Genomic DNA, 21,866 nt, shown 5'->3' with positions numbered 1-21,866 from the left:
TAAATTCCCTTTTAGTTCTAATGTTAAACATTCCATATGACTGTCTAGAGTTATTTTAAAGGAACAAATTTTAACAAAAATCATAATCAATAGTTAAAAACATAAAATTTTACTTGAGGGGTGACTATTATGAAAAAAACCTTAATTGGTTTTATAACTGCCACTACCATTATTGCCATGGTCATAACGATAAATGTAGATAAATCAAGGTCTGCTCATTCTGAAGAAAAGTTGAAAATGACTTTAGTTAAAAGTATGGAGGAAACTAAAAAGAAAATTGAGCAGAAAAACGAGATATTAAACAAAATTTCCCTAGAGTTTACTAAAAAAGGATTCGATCAAATAGGATTTGGTTTTTCCGAAGATAACCGTGTATTTACAATTCAAGCCAAAGATAAAGACTTTATTGAAAGGAATAAGAGTATTATTGATAATATTATCTTAAATATTACAAAAGAGTCGGGTTTCAAAAACTTCAAAGTGGATTACATTGTATTGGATGGTTACGAATTAAGTGAGGAACATGGTAAGTTAAATGAAGTACTAAAAATAACCTTAGATTTATTAAAAGCGAATGGTTATGATAAAACCAATTATTCATTAACTATTGACCCAAGTAAGGGAATCATAATTGAGGTAATAAACGGGGAATTAATAAATAAGAATGAAATCGAAAAGCTTATCGCCAGTTCAGTTTATTCTAATACCAACATGAACTTAAAGGTTTTAATAAAAGAAAAAAGCAAAAGTAAAATCAAAGACCAAGAATGGCAACCTGTATTTAGTGCAATCAGAGACGAAACTAAAAAACAATTTAAGGAATACAGAGGATTTGCATATTCGTTCCACCCTGAACCGTTACAAATAATTATTAAAACTGACTTAGAAAAACCAAAAGGGTTTTGGCAATATAACAAAAAGGTTAAGCAGCTAATGTATTATGTGGATAAGATAATAGAATTGAAAAAAGAAGAACTATCCATCGAGGAAATTCCATATGAAGTTATTATACGTGACAAAAATAATAAGAAACTAAACTAAATATTTCTCTACATACTATTTTTTAAATTGTCTCCAAAATTTCTTTTGCAATTTCATTAACTTCTTCTGCGAGTTCATTCTGTGTAGGTCTTTCAGCCACTCTTGTTAAATATTTTTTAAACTGAACTCTAGACTCTACTGGTAATTGAATAACTAAATAGTTTAAAATAAACCATTTCCAGTTATCATCATCTGAAGATAAGACTTCTTGCACATGTGGCACAATTTCTTCTGGAAAAGTTAAAAGTAACTCTAATACACTTGGGGCCACTGGCCAATTCATATCTTGAACCCATTCAAGGAGGCTAGGCAGTAAAGGCATTATTTTATCTCTTTCCATTTTCTTAATCATTTCTACTCTCGCATTATCAGATTTATGTCTTGGCAAAAGATCTTCAAAGTTTTCCATCTGCATCTCTCCCTTATTTAATTATACATGACAATCTTTTCATTTAAGCAAGTAAGCACGCCCATTATCCCACTTTAAAATACATCATCATTAAATAGCCCTTCAAAAAAATGCCACCTCCTCAAATCTAGAATAATAGATAAAAGCAGGTGACAATATTGTTTTAATTAAAAATAGAGCACTTAGATGATTTTTAATATTTTTCTTTATACTTCCCCGTGCATCGGGTCTTTTTTATGCTTTGGCCCAATCATGTTGAATAAAATATTCAGGATAATCGCTGTGACTGAACCACAAACGATACCGTTAGATGTTAAAATAGAAACTTTTTCTGGTAGTGCATCAAAAATGCCAGGAACGACTGATACACCAACACCTAAACTGACTGCAATAGCAGCAATCATCGCGTTTTCTGCTGACTCGTTCATAACTGGTACGAGCATCCCCATACCTTGTGTAATGACCATACCGAACATCGCTAACATTGCGGCACCTAGTACAGATGTAGGAATAATCGTTGTTAACGCTGCGATTTTTGGTAGGAAGCCAAGTGCTACTAGTAAACCACCTGTGATGTAAATGACTTTACGATCTTTAACACCTGACATACGCGTTAGTCCCACGTTTTGTGAGAATGTTGTGTATGGGAAGGCATTGAAAATACCACCAATTACTGAAGCTAGACCTTCTGAACGGTAGCCACGAGCCAAATCTTTTGAATCTAATTTTTTATTACAAATATCACTTAACGCAAAATAGACACCAGATGATTCTACTAAAGATACCATTGCTACAAGTGTCATGGTAATAATCGCCGTTACATCAAATGTTGGCATGCCAAAGTAGAAAGGTTGTACCATGTGAAATACATTCGCATCTGCAACTGGCGTGAAATCTACCTTATCCATGAAGGCACCTAAAACGGTACCTACTACTAATCCTATCAGAATAGAAATAGCACGAACAAAGCCTGTAGAAAAGCGATAAACGACTAAAATGATAACCAATGTAATGAAGGCTAAAGCTACATTAGAAGCAGAAGCAAAATCCTCAGCACCTTGTCCACCTGCCATATTGTTTAATGCTACTGGTAATAAGGAAATACCGATAATTGAAACAACTGAACCTGTTACGACTGGTGGGAAGAATTTCACAAGCTTACCGAAGAAGCCCGCAATTATCATTACAATTACACCAGAGGCAATAATAGAACCATAAATGTCCGTAATACCCTGCTCTGGGTTTGTACCAATCGCAATAATTGGACTTACCGCTGTGAATGTACAGCCAAGTACTACAGGTAAGCCGATACCAATGAATTTACCTGAATAAACTTGTAAAAGTGTAGCGATCCCGCACATCATAATATCAATCGCTACTAAATACGTCATTTGTGTTGAATCGAAGCCAATTGCCCCACCGATAATCAGTGGCACTAAAATGGCTCCGGCATACATTGCAAGTAAATGTTGAATCGCTAGCGCAGTCGATTTAAAGGTATTCATTACGCGCGAGCCTCCATAGCAAATGTTACTTTGCCATCTTCAAGAGAATCTACAATTGCTAATGACTCAACGCGAACACCTTGCTCACGCAATAATTTCCCTCCATCTTGGAAGCCCTTTTCAATAACAATTCCAACTCCCACAACATTTGCACCCGCTTGTGCAGCAATATCAAGTAAGCCTTTGACAGCCTCACCATTGGCTAAGAAATCATCTACAATTAAAATATTGTCATCTTCGCTTAAGAAATTACGTGAGACTGAGATCTCATTTGTTTCATTTTTTGTGAATGAATGTACCTTTGATGAATAAAGGTTATCTGAAAGCGTTAATGATTTACGTTTACGAGCAAACACGACAGGTGCGCCAATTTCTAAGCCTAACATCACAGATGGGGCAATACCTGAAGATTCTATTGTTAAAATCTTTGTAATCACTTGATCAGAGAAACGATTTGCGAATTCATGACCAATTTCCTTCATTAGCATTGGATCAATTTGATGGTTTAAAAATGTATCAACCTTTAATACGGATGAAGATAATACTTTACCCTCTTGCATAATTTTGTCTTGTAATAACTTCATTTCTTTCATATCCTTCTTTCGTAAAAAATTATAAAAAAACGCTGAATACTTTGATTCCATTCTGCTACGAGTGGAGCAAAGCATTCAGCGCAAAAACGTCGAAATGAATAGAAAACATCATTAAAATAGAAGTTCTCTAAAAGCATTGCTACCCATAGTCGATTCATTTACGGTAAATCGGTAGAAACTTGCGAGCCCTATTCTCGCTATTATATGAGTGAATTTGTATGAAACTATCAGAATAACCAATTTATCACTTTATTCGGCAAGAGCTACTATCTCTCACCAAAAAAAGTTTGATTTTTCGGAATTTAATGGTATTCTGGAACTTTTTAATTGTAAACGTTCGTGTTTTCAATCAACGTACTGATTATAACAGACTATTTTCTAGCTTGCTAGCATTATTTTGATAAATGGAACGGTACTGTCATAATGACGACATTTCTGTGAAATAACAATGATGTACGAATGAGAAGACTCGATTGGTTGTGTAGCATATGATGCCACCCTTTTTTCGGTAAGAATTGAGGGATAACAACCGTTACTTTATGACCTGTCTTCGTACATTGATGTTCTACTTTATCAATAAATTTAATTAATGGCTGTGTAATGCTGCGATATGGTGAATAGTAGGTAACTAATCGTACATCAGGTTGCCAGACATTCCACTTCTCTTCAAAAGCTTTTGCATCTGCTTGATCGAAAGCTACGTAAAAGGCTATCACTTTATCAACCTTAAGTGATTTGGCATAATGTAGAGAGTTTTCAACCACCTTTGTTATACCAGCTACTGGCACAATGAAAACATTCCCCTCAATAGTAGCCAGTTCCTCATGATTTAATCTTAACTGTTCTCCAACAGCTTGATAATGTTGCTTAATGCGATGGAATACAAAAATAATAATTGGTAAAAAGATAAACACTGGCCAAACTTGAGACATTTTTGTCACAAAAAACATCATTGCCACGATGAAAGAGATAGCGGCCCCAATTGTATTGATCGTAAATCTTGCTACCCAGCCTTTAGGTTTTTCGCGCCACCATTTTCTCATCATCCCCGTTTGCGCTAATGTAAAGGGAATAAATACGCCTACTGCATAGAGCGGAATTAAATGCTCTGTGGCCCCGTCAAAAAGTATAATTAAAACAATGGCAGCAATACCTAGCATTAAAATACCATTTGAATAGCCAAGACGGTCCCCTCGGATTTGGAAGATTCTTGGGATAAAACCATCCTTCGATAAATTCACAGCAAGCAAGGGAAATGCTGAATACCCTGTGTTTGCGGCAAGTACTAAAATCATTGCAGTTGTCCCCTGGACAATATAATAAAGAAAATTCCGACCAACACTAGCTTCTGCTAGTTGGGAAACGACTGTTGCTTCTTCTGTTGGTGCAACGCCATAAAAATAAGCTAGACTAACAATCCCGATGAATAAAACGGCTAAAATGGCGCCCATTACTAAAAGCGTTTTAGCAGCATTATTTGGAGCAGGATTTCTAAAATTAGGTATGGCGTTAGAAATAGCCTCTACTCCTGTTAACGCTGAACTTCCTGATGCAAATGCCTTTAATAAAATAAATAGGCTAATCCCTGCCACTGGTGTACCAATCTTTGGATGTAACTCTGCAGGCACCTGTCCAGTTGCCACATTATAGAGCCCAATCCCGATTAGCAACAGCATAACGCCTACAAATAGATAAACTGGGTAAGCCAAGATAGAGGCTGACTCTGTTACACCTCGCAAGTTTAAAATCGTTAAGAAAATCACAAATATAATAGCAATGGGTACATTATAAGCATGAAGACTTGGAAATGCAGATGTAATGGCATCTGTCCCAGCCGACACACTTACTGCTACCGTTAAAATATAATCAACAAGCAAAGAACCCCCTGCAACAAGACCTGCATTCACGCCTAAATTTTCTCGTGATACGACATAAGCGCCTCCCCCATGTGGATAGGCGAAGATAACTTGACGATAGGATAAAATCAATGCCACGAGTAGAATAACCACTCCAGCGGCAATAGGTAAAGTATACCAAAAAGCCATTGTACCTACCGTCATCAGAACAATTAAAATTTGTTCTGGTCCATAGGCTACTGACGACAATGCATCTGACGATAATATAGCCAATGCCTTTGTTTTACTTAGCTTTTGTTCCCCTAACGCATCGGATCTTAATGGTTTGCCGATTACATAACGTTTGAATGAGGATTTCATTGATAAACACCTTCTAGTTTCATAGAATGTGTTTCGCCTTTCTAAATGACATCAAAAAACGCCTACAAGTCATCACTAAATAAGACTTGTAGACGCTCATCCGTCTGCCAAGCTCCACTTTTCTGCTCTTAACGCTTACGAGGTTAGCTGTCGGATTCGGGCCTGAGTAGCCCTACTCCTCCAAAAGGAAGAGATTCACCCCAAGAATGGCTATGCCATCCATCAAAATTGGTTCCCCCGCGTTTAGTTGCTTCAGCGATTTAGAAATTTGAAACTTTTATAATGATGTCATAGTACGCCTGCTAATTGAAAAAGTAAAGAAGAAAATTTTTCTTTTTTGAACATATAAATAACCACTTCTTAAAGTAAATTTCCTGAATATCTAGTAAATACCCACAATAAAAACAATAAAACTGCCTTAAAGGTATGTTCTCCCTTTAAGACAGCTCATTAAATTAGTCATCAAAGCCTTGTTCAAAATCTATAATGTTCCCAGAGACTGCATCCACATCTACTTCGTATTCATATTGACCGTCTTTTAATTCAATTTCATATACACCATCATCAAGTTTAATTTTTGTCACTTTACCCTTTGCTTTTGTTTGGGCTGTCTTGACAGCCTGCTCTTTTGTAATTATTTTTGTTGTAGCAGTCGTAGCAGGAATATGATCATCCCAATCATCGTCATCTAGACGTTCCTTTTTCTGCTTGAGTAATTTCCCACTATAAGCATCAAATTTTAAATCATATTCTTCTGTATCTGTATACACCTCTACTTCATAAATAGAGCTAAACTGATTTTGGTCAAATTCGATATTGGCAACTGTACCATCCACTACCGCTAGCGCTTTCTTCTCAATTTCCTGCATGGATAAGACCTTTTTTTCTTGGGCATTTCCTGATAATAAAGTCGTCGAGCCAATCGCTGCACCCACTCCAAGAGTAATTACTAGTGCTGGAATCATTATCATTTTTTTCATGTTCATCTCTCCTTTGTTTTATCTAAACTTAGCTTACCAAGTGAAGATGATAGAACTATAAGAGGAACATTAGAATTTCATGAGAATGATTTAATGATCGTCATCCCATGTTACAGACAGTACTTTTCCTGAAACAGCATGAATTTGAAATGTAGCTTCGTCCTCCTGCGTTTCAATCTCAACTAAATAGTAACCACCCTCTGAGGTTTCTTCAAAATCAACTGAATCCACTTCACCCTTTAATTGCTTAAGAGCTATTTGAATAGCCTGTTGCTCAGTAATAATAGGCTCTTCGATAGGTTGTTCTTGTGGCTCAACCTTTTTCTCTGCCAGTAGTTCGCCAGTATAACCATCAAGGGTTAAATCCATTTGAATTTTCTTATTTTCAACACGTACAGTATAAACGGAGTCTGTAAGCATAACGCTTTCTACATCTCCATATTCCTTTTTAACCATTTGTCTGATCTGCTTTTCTGTTAATAGTAATTTACTTTGTCCTTCTTTCATGATTAGAGCAGTTACCTTTTGTGTCGTAACATCAAGTATAGCTGCATACTTGACATTCTCTCGCGTAAAAAGCATTTCCAAGGTATTTCCTTGTTTTTCAACTTGTGTAACATGACCATTGTAGATAGTCTCAATATGGCGAATAGCCTCCGCTTCACTAATAGGTTGAACGTAAAAATAACGATGTTGAACAAACCAAATTACTCCACTACAAAGGATAATACCAACAATTACTAACATCCACTTTTTCATTGCTGTCCCTCCTTTGGTATACATAAAGTAAAGCTCGAGCCTTCCCCTAGCTTACTTTTCACATCTATTGTTATACCTAGTTGTTGTGCCAGTTCATGTGCTATTGCTAGCCCTAGCCCCGAACCACCTGTTTTACGATTACGATCCTCTGTTACACGATAAAAACGCTCAAACAAATGAGGAATATGCTCGATTGGAATACCAATACCAAAATCTTGGATGGTAATACGTACATGATTGGTTGTTTCAGTGGCTTGAATACGTACTTCATCCTCACTATATTTCCTAGCATTATCCAGCAAAATAAAAAGTAGTTGCTTCAATATTTTTTCATCACTATAAATATACTTTGGAATCTGCTCATCAATTCTAAATGTTCGATGATAAGCCTGTTCCATTTGTAAAGCTACTTTATTTAAGAACGGGGCAAGCTCTAGTTGTTCGAAATGAACGTCCAATTGCTCTTTGTTTTTAGCTAGTTCTAGCAATTGCAATACCATTTCATGCATACGAGATGATTCATTGGCAATAGCTTGTAAGGATTCCTGAGCAACCTCCCGATTATCAAACCCCCTCCTTAGGAGTAGTTTTGCATAGCTTTCAATGACAGTTATAGGAGTTTTTAATTCATGGGAGGCATTTGATACAAATTCTTGTTGCTTCTGATAATGTTGTTCAAGCTTCTCCATCATCATATTAAAAGTGCGGTTTATGTTTGTTAATTCGTCCCCACCTTTTTCTGTGGTATCTATTTTTTCATATTTCCCAGTAGATGCACTTTTGCGCATGGTCTCATTTAAACGTTCTAACGGTAATAAAATAAGTCGACCGAGTACAAAGCTCGCTAGGAAAATAGGAATCGATGCCACAACAGATACAACAACTAAGATGAACTTTAACAAATCTAATGTCCGCTCTACTTCTTCCATAGATTGCTGCAAAGTTATGTCCACCACCGTTCCGTCGATCCAAATGGCAGGCATTGTATAGGTAATAGAAGGTACCTCTTGCATTTCGAGTGTAGCCTGAACCTTCGTTTTCAAAAGTTCACCATCATTTATATAAACGGCACCATCTGTTGGCATATAGGCTCTTAATACTTGCTGTAGGTTGGTTTGTGCATTTAACTGACTCAGTGTAGAGCTTAACTCATTTGCCCGTGACTGAAGCTGATTATATTCCGTATCATAGGCAAATTTCTCATACAACAAATAAATTCCACTATTTGTTGCCACTACTATAACTAGCATAAGCAATGTTGTTAGTAGATGGATTTTTGTTTTAAGTCTCATAACTATGTTCCTTTAGCACATATCCAACACCTCGAATTGTCTGGATAAGAGGTGTTGGATTAGCAGCCTCAAGCTTTTGTCGTACATAACGTATATAAACATCCACAACATTCGTATCCCCATAATAATCATAGCCCCACACAGCCTCTAATATTTGCTCCCTTGTCAGTACTTGTTTAGGATGCTTTAGTAAATAGAACAACAAATCATACTCACGAGGTGTCAGCTGAATTTCCTTATCAAAATATACAACTTCCCTTGTTTGCTCGTTTATCGATAAATGGCCAAATGAAAGTGCAACTTGCTTTGGACTTACCTTCTGCGAAAACCGTAATGCATTGCGAATTCGTGCCAGTAGCTCCTCAATTTCAAAAGGCTTTGTCACATAATCATTGGCTCCTAAATCCAAGCCCTTTACCTTATCCTCTACCTCGCTTTTGGCAGTTAGCATGATAACAGGTGTTTGAGATTTTGTTGCACGAATACGCTTTAGCACATCAATACCGCTCATCTCAGGTAGCATGATATCAAGTAAAATTAAATCCCATTGCTGCTCACGGTATTGTAGTAAGCCCTCTGTTCCTGTATGGGCCATTGCTGCCTCATATCCTTCAAATTGAAGCTCCAGTTGTAGCACTCTCGCAATATTTTCTTCATCTTCTATAATTAAAATTCGATGTGTCATGTCGAATCCGTCCTTCGCCTTTTCTTTTCATCGTATACGATACAAGTGGTGAAAGTCTAATTAGAAAATGATGAGAATGGCACATACTTACAGAAAGATAAAGCAAACCACTTCACTTTTTTTATTCCTAGCGTTAGAATACTAATATCTCATTTTCCTATAGGAAACTTTATTTCATCGGTGATACTTTTTGAAACGAGGGAACAATATGGTTTACAAACGAGTCACAAAATCGGCTGCAGAGGCGGTTTTAGATGGAGATATAAAAGGTTGGCGAAGATTTTTACCATTTCTAGGACCTGCTTTCATTGCAGCAGTCGCCTATATCGATCCTGGTAATTTTGCTACAAATATTACAGCAGGCTCTCAATATGGCTACCTGCTACTTTGGGTTATAGCCTTTTCTAATTTAATGGCTGTGTTAATTCAATCTCTGTCTGCCAAGCTTGGAATTGCGACAGGAAAAAATTTACCTGAAGTCGCACGCGAGCATTTTTCTAAAAAAACATCTATCTTTTTATGGATACAGGCAGAATTGGTCATCATTGCCACTGACCTCGCTGAATTTATCGGAGCAGCATTAGGGCTTTATTTACTTTTCAATATCCCAATGCTTCCCGCCGCATTGATTACAGCAGTGGGTTCATTTGCTATTTTAGAGCTGCAAAGAAGAGGATTTAGAGCCTTTGAAGCAGGTATTTCTGGCATGGTATTAATTGTTGTATTGGCATTTGCCTTCCAAACATTTTTAGCGCAGCCAGCATGGGGCGATGTAGCGATCGGTATGTTCACACCCCACTTTGAAGGTGTAGATTCACTATTATTAGCAACAGGTATTTTAGGTGCAACCGTTATGCCTCATGCTATTTACTTACATTCCTCTTTAACACAAAGTCGTATTATTGGTCGAAATGAGGCAGAAAAAAAACGTATTTTCCGTTTTGAATTTATCGATATTATCATCGCTATGATTATTGCTGGTGCCATCAATATGAGCATGCTCATAATTGCCGCAGCAGTATTCCATACCCAAGGCGTTATTGTTGAAGATTTAGATGTTGCCTATAATGGCTTAAAAGATGCGCTCGGCCCACTGGCTGCCATTTCCTTTGGTCTTGGTTTACTTATTGCAGGGCTTGCTAGCTCCTCTGTAGGGACTTTAGCCGGTGACGTAGTGATGCAGGGCTTCATTCAAAGAAAAATACCTCTTTATTTACGTAGAGCGATTACCATGGTGCCACCACTTGCAATCATTGCCTCTGGTGTGAATGCTACCTATGCTTTGGTTCTTAGTCAGGTTGTTTTATCATTTGGTATTGCCTTTGCACTTGTCCCTCTTGTTATGTTTACAAGTAAACGAGACATCATGGGAAGCCTAGTTAATCACCGTATTACAACTGTTTTAGGTTGGTTTGTCGTAGTCATTGTTGTTACGTTAAACATTTACTTACTTTGGGAAACAATTTTTGGATAATAAAAAGCCAGGTACTCTATAGGAATGAGCACCTGGTATCTTTTTGATTAAACATCCACCTTTTCGATATTTCTAATGGCTAAATAAGCAATACCCAGACCCACGATTGCTAAAGTAATTGGAATAATAATTATATCGTTTAAAGTAAAGTCACCTGAATTTGACGAAGTTACAGACACAATTATAATAGATGAAATGATAGTTGTCGGTATAGAGTATTTTCTCATCCCAAAATACAATGGGATTAAAGCTATGCCTGAGGCAGCTATCGCATTCATCAATACAGAAGGTATATGCTGAATAATTAAAGAACTTGATAGTACATCTGGAATTAATTCATATCGATCGCTTACGACACAAAAAATGGCTGTAATAAGAGCATTGGAGATAATGATCATACTGAAAGTAAATAGCATGACAATAGCAAGCTTTGCGACCATCAATTTCCTTCTACTTATCGGATACATAAAGGCTAAAGTAATGGTTTTAAATTTATATTCTCCGATGATTAACTTAGCTATTAACGTAGAAGCAAAAATAATAAAAACTGCTCTTACAAATGAATCAATGACACTTAAAGCAACCTTGTAATTTTCAAGCCCTGGATCTCCTTCTACTTTAGAAATAAATAAAATCATAAACAGAAACCCGAGAATGACTAAATTAGCAATGATAGCTCCTCTAACATATGATCCTAAATGGAATTTCTTCATTTCTAAACGCATTAAATTAAGCATGGACAACGCCTCCATTGATTAGCTTTAAGAAATAATCCTCTAATGAACTTGTTTTTTTACTAATCTCTTCAATCTCCACGTCATGTTCAATTAATGCTCTTGATAGGCTTTGTTGGGATACTGTTGAGTCGTATATACGTATAGAGTTATCATCCATCATCTTAAAATTAGTAATGTTTAATTCGCTTTCAATAATAAACGCTGCCTTTTTCCCATCACTTACGATCACTTCGGTATAATTTACCTGATCACGATTAATAGTATCCATTGCTACCTCAGTGATGAGCCTTCCATTCTTAATAACACCTATTGTATCGACCAATTGTTCTATTTCAGCCAAAATATGACTAGAGATAATAATAGTTATGCCGTACTCCTTACAAAGCATCTTGAAAAGCTCTCTTAACTCCTTTATCCCAACTGGGTCCAATCCATTAATTGGTTCATCTAATATAAGTAACTCTGGCTTTGTAATGATGGCTCTTGCAATGCCTAATCTCTGTTTCATCCCAAGAGAAAAATCTTTAACCTGCTTATTCTCTGTATTGGTTAACTTTACTAAATTAAGAACATGTGCAATTTCTTTCTTATCATAATAACCCATGTATTCACAATGTAATTCCAGGGTCTCACTAGCCGTTAATTTTTCATAGAAAATAGGATATTCAATAATTGTTCCCATTCTTTTTAGTAATTCATAGGATTTGTCTGTCAATTTCTCCCCTAAAATTTCTACATCCCCACTAGTAGGCTTCGTTAGATTAGTTAGCATCTTCATAACAGTGGTTTTACCTGCACCATTGGGACCTAAAAATCCATAAATCTCCCCCTTCTTAACGTTCATATTGACAGCTGAAACAACTTCTTTTCCATCATAAACTTTCGTAAGCTGATTTGTTTTTACAATGTATGTCATGTAATTCTCTCCCTCAATTGTGACTAGCTTCATTATAAAAAATGAAACTCTCTATTTTATTACTGCATTCTTACAAATTTCTTAAGTAAAAAAGCCTGCAAAGCCTTAAAGCTTTACAAGCACAATTGGATTCAATACATCATTCGTTTTAGCGAAATGGTAAAAGTAGTTTTTTCATTAGGAATACTCGATAACCGGATGGAGCCATTCATTATTTCTACTAGCCGCTTTGTAATCGTTAGTCCCAAACCACTGCCTTGAAAAGATTTATTTCGAGAATCCTCAAGTGTATACATCCTTTCAAATACGCTATCGATATGATATTCATCAATACCCTTGCCACAATCCCACACATCAATATCAATATTGGCTTCTTCATGTCTTACGGTAATTCCAATTACATTGCCATCTGCTCCATACGCAATAGCATTAGACAGTAGATTGTTTAGAACCCTATTTAATGCTTCTTCATTACCAAGGGCATACATGGGGCTTGTAGGAATATCAATATTAATATCTAATCCCATTGAAGTAACCAGATCGTAAAAAGACAAAATATTTTTACGGCATATTTCACTGACATTGATTTTAGTGATTGGATAATCTGTGTCCCCAGCCTCTAATTTTGCCAAGTCAAAAAATGTATGGATAATTTTTAACACTTCTAATGTTTTAGCATGTACACCTGTAAGTAATCGTTGGCGTTCTTCGTCACTCATCGCATTTTGAAGTTGAAGCATTTCAATATAGCCAAGTACAACGGTTAAAGGTGTTTTAAGATCATGCGAAATATTGGCCAACATCTTTTTCATGGAATTTTCCATTTTACGATGCGTAGCCTGGATTTTTTGATGCTGATCTAGCAAAGCATTCAGTGTAATAAGTAACTGTTGAATTTCTGAATTTGTAGTTGTTACTAGAATCTTTTCATATGTCTGTTCATTTACAATTACGTGTAGTTTACTATGAATGTATTGGATAGCGCGTTCTTGTTCCCTCTTGACTTTCCATTGAAAAATTAGGACTCCGATTAGCAATACAATTATTATTAATAGAAATATCATCATATTTTTATCCCTCAAACTTATAGCCGATTCCCCATAGAGTTTTAATATACTGAGGATTTGATGGATCATCTTCTATTTTTTCACGTAGTCTTCTGATATGTACATTTATAATATTTTCATCTCCGTAATAGGCATCTTTCCATATCATCTGATAAATTTGCTCTTTGGTAAAAACCCGTTGACGATTTGTCACAAACAATTTTAAAATGGAAAATTCCTTTGATGTCAGCTTTATCTCTTGTCCACTCTTTGCTATTGAGAAATTAACGATATCTATCTTTAAATTATCAATTTCGAGGACCTCTTGCTTTTGTTCAGCTTGACTAGAGTATTTCGTCGCTCTTCTGATAACAGCCTTTACACGTGCTGAAAATTCCAGCATAGAAAAGGGTTTAGCGATATAATCATCTGCCCCTAATCCTAAGCCCAACGCTTTATCAACATCACTGTCTTTTGCAGACATAATAATGATAGGAAGTGCTGCCTGCTCTCTAATAATCTTTAATACTTCCAATCCATTTAATTTAGGAATCATAATATCTAAAATGACCAAATCAAAGGTATTTTGCAAACAATTATGTAATGCCTCTTCGCCATTAGTCGCTGTTGTGACATTGAAACCTTCCATCGTTAAGTAATTATCAACCATTTCACGAATGGCTTCATCGTCTTCTACAAGTAAAATATGCTTTTGCACTATCATGCACCTCTCCTATCAAACCCAATTTCCATATGTATATTACATTACCATATTTATGATGTTTGATTAGAGAGATTTTGTTTATGAGTGTTGAAAAAAGAACTGCCCCATAAACCATCACTCTTAGGTTTACAGAACAGCCCTATTATTTAATCTTCAACTTTTAAATCACAATCTTTAAGTGGAAGCATTTTTGTTTTGTGCTTTATTTTATAGCCCAACCATAATGCTAAAAATAATGGAATCCCAATATACGAAACAAGCATACCGTACCAATCAATCTTATCGCCTGTAAAGGCTGTGTAATTTTGTCCAATGACTACAATCATACAAACTGTAAAAGCAAATAGTGGTCCAAACGGATATAATTTGGCTTTATAAGGTAATAACTTTGGATCCAAGCCCTGTGCATCAAACGCTCGGCGGAAACGATAATGACTAAACGCAATACCTAGCCATGCAATAAAGCCAGACATTCCAGAAGCATTTAATAGCCAGATATATACCACTCCATCGCCAAAGAAGGATGCCAAAAATGCTAAACAGCCTACAGCTAATGTTGCCATAAGTGCATAAATCGGAATACCTCTACGACTTAGCTTTGCAAAAAATTTAGGTGCATGTCCATCCACTGCTAATTGCCATAGCATACGAGAAGATGCATATAGTCCTGAATTTCCTGCTGACAGCATAGCCGTTAAAATAATGGCATTCATTAAAGAAGCAGCAAAGGCAATACCTAGACGGTCAAACACTAGTGTAAACGGTGATACTGCGATATCTTCTGATAACAAACGTTCGTCTGTAAATGGAATCAACATCCCGATTGCACCAATCGCTAAAATATAAAACAATAGAATACGCCAAAATACAGATTTAACAGCCTTCGGAATATTTTTACCAGGATTATCTGTTTCACCAGCTGTAATTCCTAGTAATTCTGTCCCTTGGAATGAGAATCCTGCAGCTAGGAAAATACCAAATGTAGCAAGGAAGCCACCATGGAATGGCCCATCACTAACAAAGAAATTAGTAAAACCTACAGGAGCCTGCCCACCTAAAATACCAAAAATCATTAGTAAGCTAATGATAATAAAAACAATAACCGTTGCTACTTTAATCATGGCAAACCAATATTCACTTTCACCATAACTTTTTACGGATAGTAAATTAAACGTCAATACAACAGCAATAAATAATACTGTCCAAAGTGCTGATGAGCTTTCTGGGAACCAATATTTCATAATTAATGACACAGCAGCAATTTCGGCAGCAATGGTGATTGCCCAGTTATACCAGTAGTTCCAGCCTAATGCAAAGCCCAAAGCGGGATCTACAAATTTGGTTGCATACGTACTAAATGAACCTGATGATGGCATATAGGCAGCCATTTCCCCTAAGCTTGTCATTAAAAAATACACCATAATACCGATTAAAGCATAGGCAAGCAATGCTCCCCCAGGCCCTGCCTGAGCAATAGCACCTCCACTAGCTAAGAATAGCCCCGTACCAATTGTACCGCCTAAAGAAATCATTGTAATATGACGGCTTTTTAATTCTTTTTTCAGCTTCGGCGCTTTATGTCCGAGCTGATTTACTTTTATTTCACTCACGATATAGCTTCCTTCCTATTTATGAGGCAAAAAAATGCCATCACATATACACTGTGATGGCTACGTTAATCCTCAGTTTTCCCTACATGATAGCTCAACACGTTGTACAAACGTGACAGTTCTGTTCCTTTCGGAGACAGCCCCAGCATGAGGTTTTCAAGTCCCCTCACACTTCGGCAATATTTCCTTTCAGCTAATCTCATCAATGCTTGTCATTTCAATTAGCATACTTATAAATATCGCGACCTCTACCTCAATACAAACATGAGGCATATAATTATTAAATTTATGATGTTTATTATACTAACATAAGACCATAGACATTTCAATACTGCAAGAAATGTTCCGTATTTTATGAATCTTCTACTATTTTTAATAGTGTGATAAAGTGTTATAGTAGTTCAATTAGAATGGTTATTATTAGGGGGGATTTATTTTGACTACAAATGATCATACCACTAGTTATCCAAGTAAAAAAATTAGCTGGACAGGAACAACCTTACTTTTAGTCTTTGGCGTTATCTTTATAGCCTCTACATTACGAATGCCACTAACTGTTGTTGGTCCAATTATATCCTTTATCCGTGAAGATCTTGGAATATCTAATGTATTGGCAGGCTTTCTAACAACGATTCCATTGCTGGCTTTTGCTATTATATCTCCATTTGCACCAGTTGTAGCACGCAAACTAGGGCTTGAGCTAACATTATTTTTATCAACTTTTCTCTTGGCCTTAGGAATTGTCCTACGTTCACTTGGTACGACAGAATTACTTCTATTGGGTACTGTGTTAATTGGCGTAGCCATTTCTTTTGGAAATGTACTAATTCCAGGATTATTAAAATTGAAATTTCCCTATCATGTGGGTTTATTAATGGCCTTTTTCACCATGTCCATGAATTTTACTGCTGGCCTTGGAGCTGGTATTAGCTATCCGATAGCTAATTCATCGTTAGGCTGGCAAGGTGCGCTTTCCATTGCACTCATACTCGTTCTAATTACAATCTTAATTTGGATACCTCAACTAAAGTCAAATTACCCAGAACCAGTTACTACATCTAAAAAGACCAGTACACCTTTATGGAAATCACCTGTTACTTGGGCTGTCACAGGGGCAATGGGTTTACAGTCTTTATTATTCTATACAACAGCAGCGTGGATACCTGAGATTTATATTGCTCAAGGTTTAGCGCCTGATAATGCTGGCTGGATGTTTTCAATCATGCAATTCTCACAAGTACCAATGGCTTTGGCAGTCCCTATTATTGCAGGTAAAATGACTTCTCAACGCCCACTTGTATTGATGTTTACATCCTTCTATTTAGTAGGCTTTGTTGGAGTTGTCATGGAATGGACAAGTCTTGGGGTCCTGTGGATGGTTCTTCTAGGGTTAGCAGGTGGTTCTTCATTCGCCCTAGCAATGATGTTCTTCACTCTCCGTACTCGTACTGCATTTGAAGCAGCAGATTTATCAGGCTTTGCACAATCTTTGGGTTATTTATTTGCCGCAATTGGTCCTATTCTTTTTGGCTACTTGCATGATTTATTTGGTGGCTGGAATATTGCGGGATGGCTCTTTGTCGTTGTAGCAATGTTACTCTTCTTTTGCTCAATGAGAGCCTCTAAGGATGAGTATGTGCATTAACATTAAATAAAGCAGGTGGATTAGATTCCTCCATCTGCTCTATTTCTATAGTGTTTAAACATTACTTAATTGTCGGATTGCGGAGTAATGTTAGCAATTCAGCAAGGCATTCTGATGCTTCATTATTACGAGCTGTTATAGTAGAAAAAATAGGAACAGCCTCTTGTAAAAGCAGATAACTATAAAAGTAATAGCCTACAAAAGCTTGCTCCTCATAGCCCTTTGGCGTTTCTTTCTCCCACTCCTGCTCATCATTATCTTCATTTTCTATCCACAAATAGTTGACGTCTAATAGCTCCTGCATATTTTTAACAGTATTGACTGGGTCGAGATAATCCTTGGTAATAGCATGTGCCACAGCTAAATATAACTGTACCTCTTGTAAGGAGACAACCTCTAATTTTTTACTAGTAAGCTTTTTTAGCAGGACAAGCAAAACCCATGGTGTCACCTGCCACAGTGTACCTTGATGTTCAATTAATTCAGCTAGTTGTGTGTATTGCTCCTGTTCTATCAGCTTAGGAATGGCTGTACCTCTACCATAAGGTGTCGTCAATTGTCTCCATGGGATATTGGGAATTTGCTGATTTAACATAGTAAGCGCCCTCTCTCATCAAAATTGTTGAAAGTAAACAATTCCTTTACACTAATAGCATGGTTTTTGATAAAAATAATTTGGTGTATGATATATATTTACATAGGGTTTATGGAATATGTGAGTTGTGGCAGGGGAAAGTGGTGGGATTAACCATGTCCAGTTGCCAGTAACTTCTCTTCCTGTTGATTTTTCTGCCTCCTCAAACAATTTAAACTGCTGAGCTGCTGTATGATGATCAACAATGCTCACACCCTCTTCTTTAAATGAGTGAAGAACAGCAATATTAAGTTCTACTAAAGCACGATCACGCCAAAGAGACGCTTGTTTGGTTGTATCAAGATTAAAAATCTCTGCAATTGCAGGTAACATATTATAACGATCATGATCTGCTAAATTTCGTGCACCAATCTCTGTTCCCATATACCAGCCGTTAAATGGAGCTGCTTGAAAATCAATTCCAGCCATTTGAAAACGCATACTCGAAATAATAGGTACGGCATACCACTTCATTCCTAATTTCTCCACATCGATTGACTCTGGATGACGGATTGAGACCTCTACTATATTTTCTTCAGGAATTACAAACATTTGAGGAGCACGATTATCCACCTGGATAACGAGTGGTAGTACATCAAAATCAGTTCCTTTACCTTTCCATCCTAACGACTCACACACTTTTGTAAATTTAATGGACTGCGAATCACCAATAATGCCTGCCTCCGTTTCATAGCCAGCATAACGAATTAGTTGATGATTCCAAATCCGTACTCTATCTGAAGCAAACACTGTTATAGTTGGACGGATTTTCCCATGATTTGTCGCATAATCAATATGTTCTAGTAATTTTTGAAAAATAGCCTTTTCATCTAAAGCATCACGTGCATCTACTACATGCAGTGACTGCCAAAACAGACGTCCAATACACTTATTGCTATTTCTCCATGCCACCCGTGCGCCAAAAACTAGCTCCTCTGTTGTTGGGTGATATTCACCTGCATCCTTAACTGCCTGTAATCTATTCTTTAACCAAAGTTCTGATTCATTTTGTTCTGTCTGATATAGACTTAAAAATTGCTGTATCTCCTGTATATTCATATCGATTCCTCCACTTATCCTCATATTAGAGGAACAAAACAACAAGCACCATGAAAATAGTAATTGAAAAAACATACATATTTTATATATGAAATAGTTTGTTCATATTTACTCTATAGACTCTCTTTCTTAAGAGAATGTAAGGGAGAGGGATCCTAACTATTGTAAAAAGTCTACATTAATCATGTAACCTTCATAGTGTTGTAGCAAAGCCATCAATAGAATTTTTGTGAAAGATAAAAGTCTTTCCATTTTAGGCTAATTACATGCTGACGCTTGGCTTTCGCGGTGCGGCTAGCCTCTTTCTGGCTAACCCCGGCAATCAAGTAGTCTTCCTCTTTTATCCCACAAATAAATTGAAGGTATTCACTTATGGATGGCTGTTGTAACTGATTCCCTACTCCACATTGAAAATAAGAGCTTATCCCCTCTAAGCATACAGATAATGGGCTTTTTGATCGCTATGCTACTATGAAAAAAGTAAAGTAAAGACACTTTGCAGAATGGTTGATTGTAGTGGAGCCAGCGTCACAGATGAGACCCTGGAGCAAACGTAAATGAGTGAAGTGGCTCATCGGACGCCCCCTGGAAAGGAAGCTGGCGGAACGGAAATCAACCTCTTACCTTGCTAATAGGTGTCTTTTTCTGCTAGTGATCTTTTCTCAACAACATGAAAAAGGAGAATATCTTAAAGGAGAATAGAAAAAAGCATGTAACACACATCTGTGCTACATGCTTGATGACCCGTACGGGATTCGAACCCGTGTTACCGCCGTGAAAGGGCGGTGTCTTAACCACTTGACCAACGGGCCGTGGCTCCGAAGGCAGGACTCGAACCTGCGACAACCTGATTAACAGTCAGGTGCTACTACCAACTGAGCTACTTCGGAATAATGATGGGCCTAAATGGACTCGAACCATCGACCTCACGCTTATCAGGCGTGCGCTCTAACCAGCTGAGCTATAGGCCCATTTTGGAGCGGGTGATGAGAATCGAACTCACGACATCAGCTTGGAAGGCTGAGGTTTTACCATTAAACTACACCCGCAATAATGGTGGGTCAGGACGGAATCGAACCGCCGACACTTAGAGCTTCAATCTAATGCTCTACCAACTGAGCTACTGACCCGAAAAATGGAGGAGGTAGAGGGATTCGAACCCCCGCGCGGTGTTACCCGCCTGTCGGTTTTCAAGACCGATCCCTTCAGCCAGACTTGGGTATACCTCCAAAAATATTACAATGGTGGAGCCTAGCGGGATCGAACCGCTGACCTCCTGCGTGCAAGGCAGGCGCTCTCCCAGCTGAGCTAAGGCCCCATTTATCATGAAAGATGGTCGGAATGACAGGATTCGAACCTACGACCCCTTGGTCCCAAACCAAGTGCTCTACCAAGCTGAGCTACATTCCGTAAACATGATTTTATTGGCGCGCCCGACAGGAGTCGAACCCATAACCTTCTGATCCGTAGTCAGACGCTCTATCCAATTGAGCTACGGGCGCATGCTAATTAAAAAATGATGAGCCATGAAGGACTCGAACCTTCGACCCTCTGATTAAAAGTCAGATGCTCTACCAACTGAGCTAATGGCTCGTGCAATTAAAAATGGCTGGGGTACTAGGATTCGAACCTAGGCATGACGGAATCAAAATCCGTTGCCTTACCGCTTGGCTATACCCCAATTTTAAAATGGGGCGACTGATGGGAATCGAACCCACGAATGTCGGAACCACAATCCGATGCGTTAACCACTTCGCCACAATCGCCACTATATAAATTATATTAGCTATATTATGAACGAGTACCTCAATACCTGGCAGGGGCAGTAGGAATCGAACCCACACCAAAGGTTTTGGAGACCTCTATTCTACCGTTGAACTATGCCCCTAAAATGGTGGAGGGGGACGGATTCGAACCGCCGAACCCTAAGGAGCGGATTTACAGTCCGCCGCGTTTAGCCACTTCGCTACCCCTCCAAGGGAATGGTGCCGGCGATAGGAGTCGAACCCACGACCTACTGATTACAAGTCAGTTGCTCTACCAACTGAGCTACACCGGCAATAATAATGGCGGTCCCGACCGGGATCGAACCGGCGATCTCCTGCGTGACAGGCAGGCATGTTAACCGCTACACCACGGGACCAAAATGGTGGAGGATGACGGGCTCGAACCGCCGACCCTCTGCTTGTAAGGCAGATGCTCTCCCAGCTGAGCTAATCCTCCACAAAAAATAAGCGAAGCGACGTCCTACTCTCACAGGGGGAAGCCCCCAACTACCATCGGCGCTAAAGAGCTTAACTTCCGTGTTCGGTATGGGAACGGGTGTGACCTCTTTGCCATCATCACTTCACTTATTCAGCTGAAAGACTTATTCTTTCAAAACTAGATAAACGATACATTGAATGTTTCAAACGTTTTGGTTAAGTCCTCGATCGATTAGTATTCGTCAGCTCCATGTGTCACCACACTTCCACCTCGAACCTATCTACCTCATCGTCTTTGAGGGATCTTACTTACTTGCGTAATGGGAAATCTCATCTT

The 21,866-nt window shown here is 37.8% G+C and carries 18 protein-coding genes, 17 tRNA genes, 2 rRNA genes and 3 riboswitches; of the genes, 3 read left to right on the top strand and 34 right to left on the bottom strand.

What is annotated here, in order from left to right; genetic code table 11:
* Window positions 1–129: 129 nt before the first annotated feature.
* Window positions 130–1,041: a hypothetical protein gene (locus JIN86_RS22495; protein WP_202342927.1), complete on the top strand. Its 912-nt coding sequence runs from the start codon at window positions 130–132 to the stop codon at window positions 1,039–1,041.
* Between the two features lie 22 nt (window positions 1,042–1,063).
* On the opposite strand, the gene JIN86_RS22490 is transcribed toward JIN86_RS22495, so the two are convergent.
* The 8 genes from JIN86_RS22490 to JIN86_RS22455 form a co-directional block, all read right to left on the bottom strand.
* Complete coding sequence (locus JIN86_RS22490) at window positions 1,064–1,450, bottom strand: DUF5071 domain-containing protein (RefSeq protein ID WP_202342926.1); 387 nt, start codon at window positions 1,448–1,450, stop codon at window positions 1,064–1,066.
* Window positions 1,451–1,656: 206 nt separating this feature from the next.
* The gene (locus JIN86_RS22485) at window positions 1,657–2,955 is read right to left on the bottom strand and encodes a nucleobase:cation symporter-2 family protein (protein ID WP_004227687.1); all 1,299 of its coding nucleotides are present in this window, start codon (window positions 2,953–2,955) and stop codon (window positions 1,657–1,659) included.
* Window positions 2,955–3,539 (bottom strand): xanthine phosphoribosyltransferase, encoded by a 585-nt coding sequence (locus tag JIN86_RS22480; protein WP_009373354.1) that lies wholly within the window; start codon window positions 3,537–3,539, stop codon window positions 2,955–2,957. The genes JIN86_RS22485 and JIN86_RS22480 overlap by 1 nt, the downstream gene beginning before the upstream one ends.
* 135 nt (window positions 3,540–3,674) lie before the next feature.
* A riboswitch (purine riboswitch) is annotated at window positions 3,675–3,776 on the bottom strand.
* A gap of 164 nt (window positions 3,777–3,940) precedes the next feature.
* Entirely contained in the window at window positions 3,941–5,764 is a 1,824-nt protein-coding gene (locus tag JIN86_RS22475) for an APC family permease (protein ID WP_202342925.1), read from the bottom strand.
* A 118-nt stretch (window positions 5,765–5,882) separates the two neighbouring features.
* Window positions 5,883–6,032: riboswitch (cyclic di-AMP (ydaO/yuaA leader) on the bottom strand.
* Between the two features lie 187 nt (window positions 6,033–6,219).
* Window positions 6,220–6,744, bottom strand: coding sequence for a PepSY domain-containing protein (locus JIN86_RS22470; RefSeq protein WP_202342924.1), 525 nt, complete (start codon window positions 6,742–6,744; stop codon window positions 6,220–6,222).
* A 90-nt stretch (window positions 6,745–6,834) separates the two neighbouring features.
* Window positions 6,835–7,503, bottom strand: a complete 669-nt coding sequence (locus JIN86_RS22465) for a PepSY domain-containing protein (RefSeq protein WP_202342923.1) — start codon at window positions 7,501–7,503, stop codon at window positions 6,835–6,837.
* Window positions 7,500–8,795 (bottom strand): sensor histidine kinase, encoded by a 1,296-nt coding sequence (locus JIN86_RS22460; protein ID WP_202342922.1) that lies wholly within the window; start codon window positions 8,793–8,795, stop codon window positions 7,500–7,502. Before JIN86_RS22460 ends, JIN86_RS22465 begins: the two co-directional genes overlap by 4 nt.
* Window positions 8,785–9,480 (bottom strand): response regulator transcription factor, encoded by a 696-nt coding sequence (locus tag JIN86_RS22455; protein WP_202342921.1) that lies wholly within the window; start codon window positions 9,478–9,480, stop codon window positions 8,785–8,787. Before JIN86_RS22455 ends, JIN86_RS22460 begins: the two co-directional genes overlap by 11 nt.
* A gap of 208 nt (window positions 9,481–9,688) precedes the next feature.
* Here JIN86_RS22455 and JIN86_RS22450 point away from each other — a divergent pair, with 208 nt between their 5' ends.
* Window positions 9,689–10,954 (top strand): Nramp family divalent metal transporter, encoded by a 1,266-nt coding sequence (locus JIN86_RS22450; RefSeq protein ID WP_004227679.1) that lies wholly within the window; start codon window positions 9,689–9,691, stop codon window positions 10,952–10,954.
* Between the two features lie 47 nt (window positions 10,955–11,001).
* Here JIN86_RS22450 and JIN86_RS22445 read toward each other — a convergent pair whose 3' ends face one another.
* The 5 genes from JIN86_RS22445 to JIN86_RS22425 form a co-directional block, all read right to left on the bottom strand.
* Complete coding sequence (locus JIN86_RS22445) at window positions 11,002–11,691, bottom strand: ABC transporter permease (RefSeq protein WP_009373361.1); 690 nt, start codon at window positions 11,689–11,691, stop codon at window positions 11,002–11,004.
* On the bottom strand, window positions 11,684–12,607 hold the full coding sequence (locus tag JIN86_RS22440; RefSeq protein WP_004227675.1) for an ABC transporter ATP-binding protein: 924 nt from the start codon (window positions 12,605–12,607) through the stop codon (window positions 11,684–11,686). Before JIN86_RS22440 ends, JIN86_RS22445 begins: the two co-directional genes overlap by 8 nt.
* Before the next feature lie 131 nt (window positions 12,608–12,738).
* On the bottom strand, window positions 12,739–13,674 hold the full coding sequence (locus JIN86_RS22435; RefSeq protein WP_004227672.1) for a sensor histidine kinase: 936 nt from the start codon (window positions 13,672–13,674) through the stop codon (window positions 12,739–12,741).
* 4 nt (window positions 13,675–13,678) lie between these two features.
* On the bottom strand, window positions 13,679–14,371 hold the full coding sequence (locus tag JIN86_RS22430) for a response regulator transcription factor (protein ID WP_004227669.1): 693 nt from the start codon (window positions 14,369–14,371) through the stop codon (window positions 13,679–13,681).
* 152 nt (window positions 14,372–14,523) lie between these two features.
* On the bottom strand, window positions 14,524–15,987 hold the full coding sequence (locus tag JIN86_RS22425; protein ID WP_009373363.1) for an amino acid permease: 1,464 nt from the start codon (window positions 15,985–15,987) through the stop codon (window positions 14,524–14,526).
* A gap of 82 nt (window positions 15,988–16,069) precedes the next feature.
* Window positions 16,070–16,246: riboswitch (Lysine riboswitch) on the bottom strand.
* A gap of 177 nt (window positions 16,247–16,423) precedes the next feature.
* On the opposite strand from JIN86_RS22425, the gene JIN86_RS22420 reads away from it, so the two are divergent.
* On the top strand, window positions 16,424–17,632 hold the full coding sequence (locus JIN86_RS22420; protein ID WP_202342920.1) for a CynX/NimT family MFS transporter: 1,209 nt from the start codon (window positions 16,424–16,426) through the stop codon (window positions 17,630–17,632).
* Between the two features lie 61 nt (window positions 17,633–17,693).
* Here the strand turns inward: JIN86_RS22420 and JIN86_RS22415 are convergent, their stop codons facing one another.
* From JIN86_RS22415 to JIN86_RS22315, 21 genes are all read right to left on the bottom strand, one after another.
* Window positions 17,694–18,227, bottom strand: coding sequence for a hypothetical protein (locus JIN86_RS22415; RefSeq protein ID WP_202342919.1), 534 nt, complete (start codon window positions 18,225–18,227; stop codon window positions 17,694–17,696).
* 51 nt (window positions 18,228–18,278) lie between these two features.
* Window positions 18,279–19,325 (bottom strand): nitric oxide synthase oxygenase, encoded by a 1,047-nt coding sequence (locus JIN86_RS22410; RefSeq protein ID WP_202342918.1) that lies wholly within the window; start codon window positions 19,323–19,325, stop codon window positions 18,279–18,281.
* 740 nt (window positions 19,326–20,065) lie between these two features.
* Window positions 20,066–20,137 (bottom strand) — tRNA-Glu (locus JIN86_RS22405).
* Between the two features lies 1 nt (window position 20,138).
* Window positions 20,139–20,215, bottom strand: a tRNA-Asn gene (locus JIN86_RS22400).
* A gap of 7 nt (window positions 20,216–20,222) precedes the next feature.
* A tRNA-Ile gene (locus JIN86_RS22395) sits at window positions 20,223–20,296 on the bottom strand.
* Window positions 20,297–20,300: 4 nt separating this feature from the next.
* Window positions 20,301–20,374: transfer RNA gene (locus tag JIN86_RS22390), tRNA-Gly, on the bottom strand.
* Window positions 20,375–20,379: 5 nt separating this feature from the next.
* A tRNA-Phe gene (locus JIN86_RS22385) sits at window positions 20,380–20,455 on the bottom strand.
* A 6-nt stretch (window positions 20,456–20,461) separates the two neighbouring features.
* Window positions 20,462–20,554: transfer RNA gene (locus JIN86_RS22380), tRNA-Ser, on the bottom strand.
* 13 nt (window positions 20,555–20,567) lie between these two features.
* Window positions 20,568–20,643, bottom strand: a tRNA-Ala gene (locus tag JIN86_RS22375).
* Between the two features lie 15 nt (window positions 20,644–20,658).
* Window positions 20,659–20,735 (bottom strand) — tRNA-Pro (locus tag JIN86_RS22370).
* A gap of 15 nt (window positions 20,736–20,750) precedes the next feature.
* Window positions 20,751–20,827: transfer RNA gene (locus JIN86_RS22365), tRNA-Arg, on the bottom strand.
* An 18-nt stretch (window positions 20,828–20,845) separates the two neighbouring features.
* A tRNA-Lys gene (locus JIN86_RS22360) sits at window positions 20,846–20,918 on the bottom strand.
* A 13-nt stretch (window positions 20,919–20,931) separates the two neighbouring features.
* A tRNA-Gln gene (locus JIN86_RS22355) sits at window positions 20,932–21,006 on the bottom strand.
* 9 nt (window positions 21,007–21,015) lie between these two features.
* Window positions 21,016–21,091, bottom strand: a tRNA-His gene (locus tag JIN86_RS22350).
* 48 nt (window positions 21,092–21,139) lie between these two features.
* A tRNA-Trp gene (locus tag JIN86_RS22345) sits at window positions 21,140–21,213 on the bottom strand.
* Window positions 21,214–21,217: 4 nt separating this feature from the next.
* Window positions 21,218–21,301 (bottom strand) — tRNA-Tyr (locus JIN86_RS22340).
* A gap of 7 nt (window positions 21,302–21,308) precedes the next feature.
* Window positions 21,309–21,384, bottom strand: a tRNA-Thr gene (locus tag JIN86_RS22335).
* Window positions 21,385–21,392: 8 nt separating this feature from the next.
* Window positions 21,393–21,468: transfer RNA gene (locus JIN86_RS22330), tRNA-Asp, on the bottom strand.
* A 4-nt stretch (window positions 21,469–21,472) separates the two neighbouring features.
* Window positions 21,473–21,548, bottom strand: a tRNA-Val gene (locus JIN86_RS22325).
* Window positions 21,549–21,559: 11 nt separating this feature from the next.
* Window positions 21,560–21,675 (bottom strand): 5S ribosomal RNA (gene rrf, locus JIN86_RS22320).
* A 66-nt stretch (window positions 21,676–21,741) separates the two neighbouring features.
* Window positions 21,742–21,866 (bottom strand): 23S ribosomal RNA (locus tag JIN86_RS22315); the annotation flags it as partial.

This window comes from Lysinibacillus sp. HST-98 (assembly GCF_016757845.1).
Taxonomy (GTDB): Bacteria; Bacillota; Bacilli; order Bacillales_A; family Planococcaceae; genus Lysinibacillus; species Lysinibacillus capsici.
The sequence above is the reverse complement of the archived record's forward strand: the minus strand, read 5'-3'. Positions and strand labels throughout refer to the sequence as shown.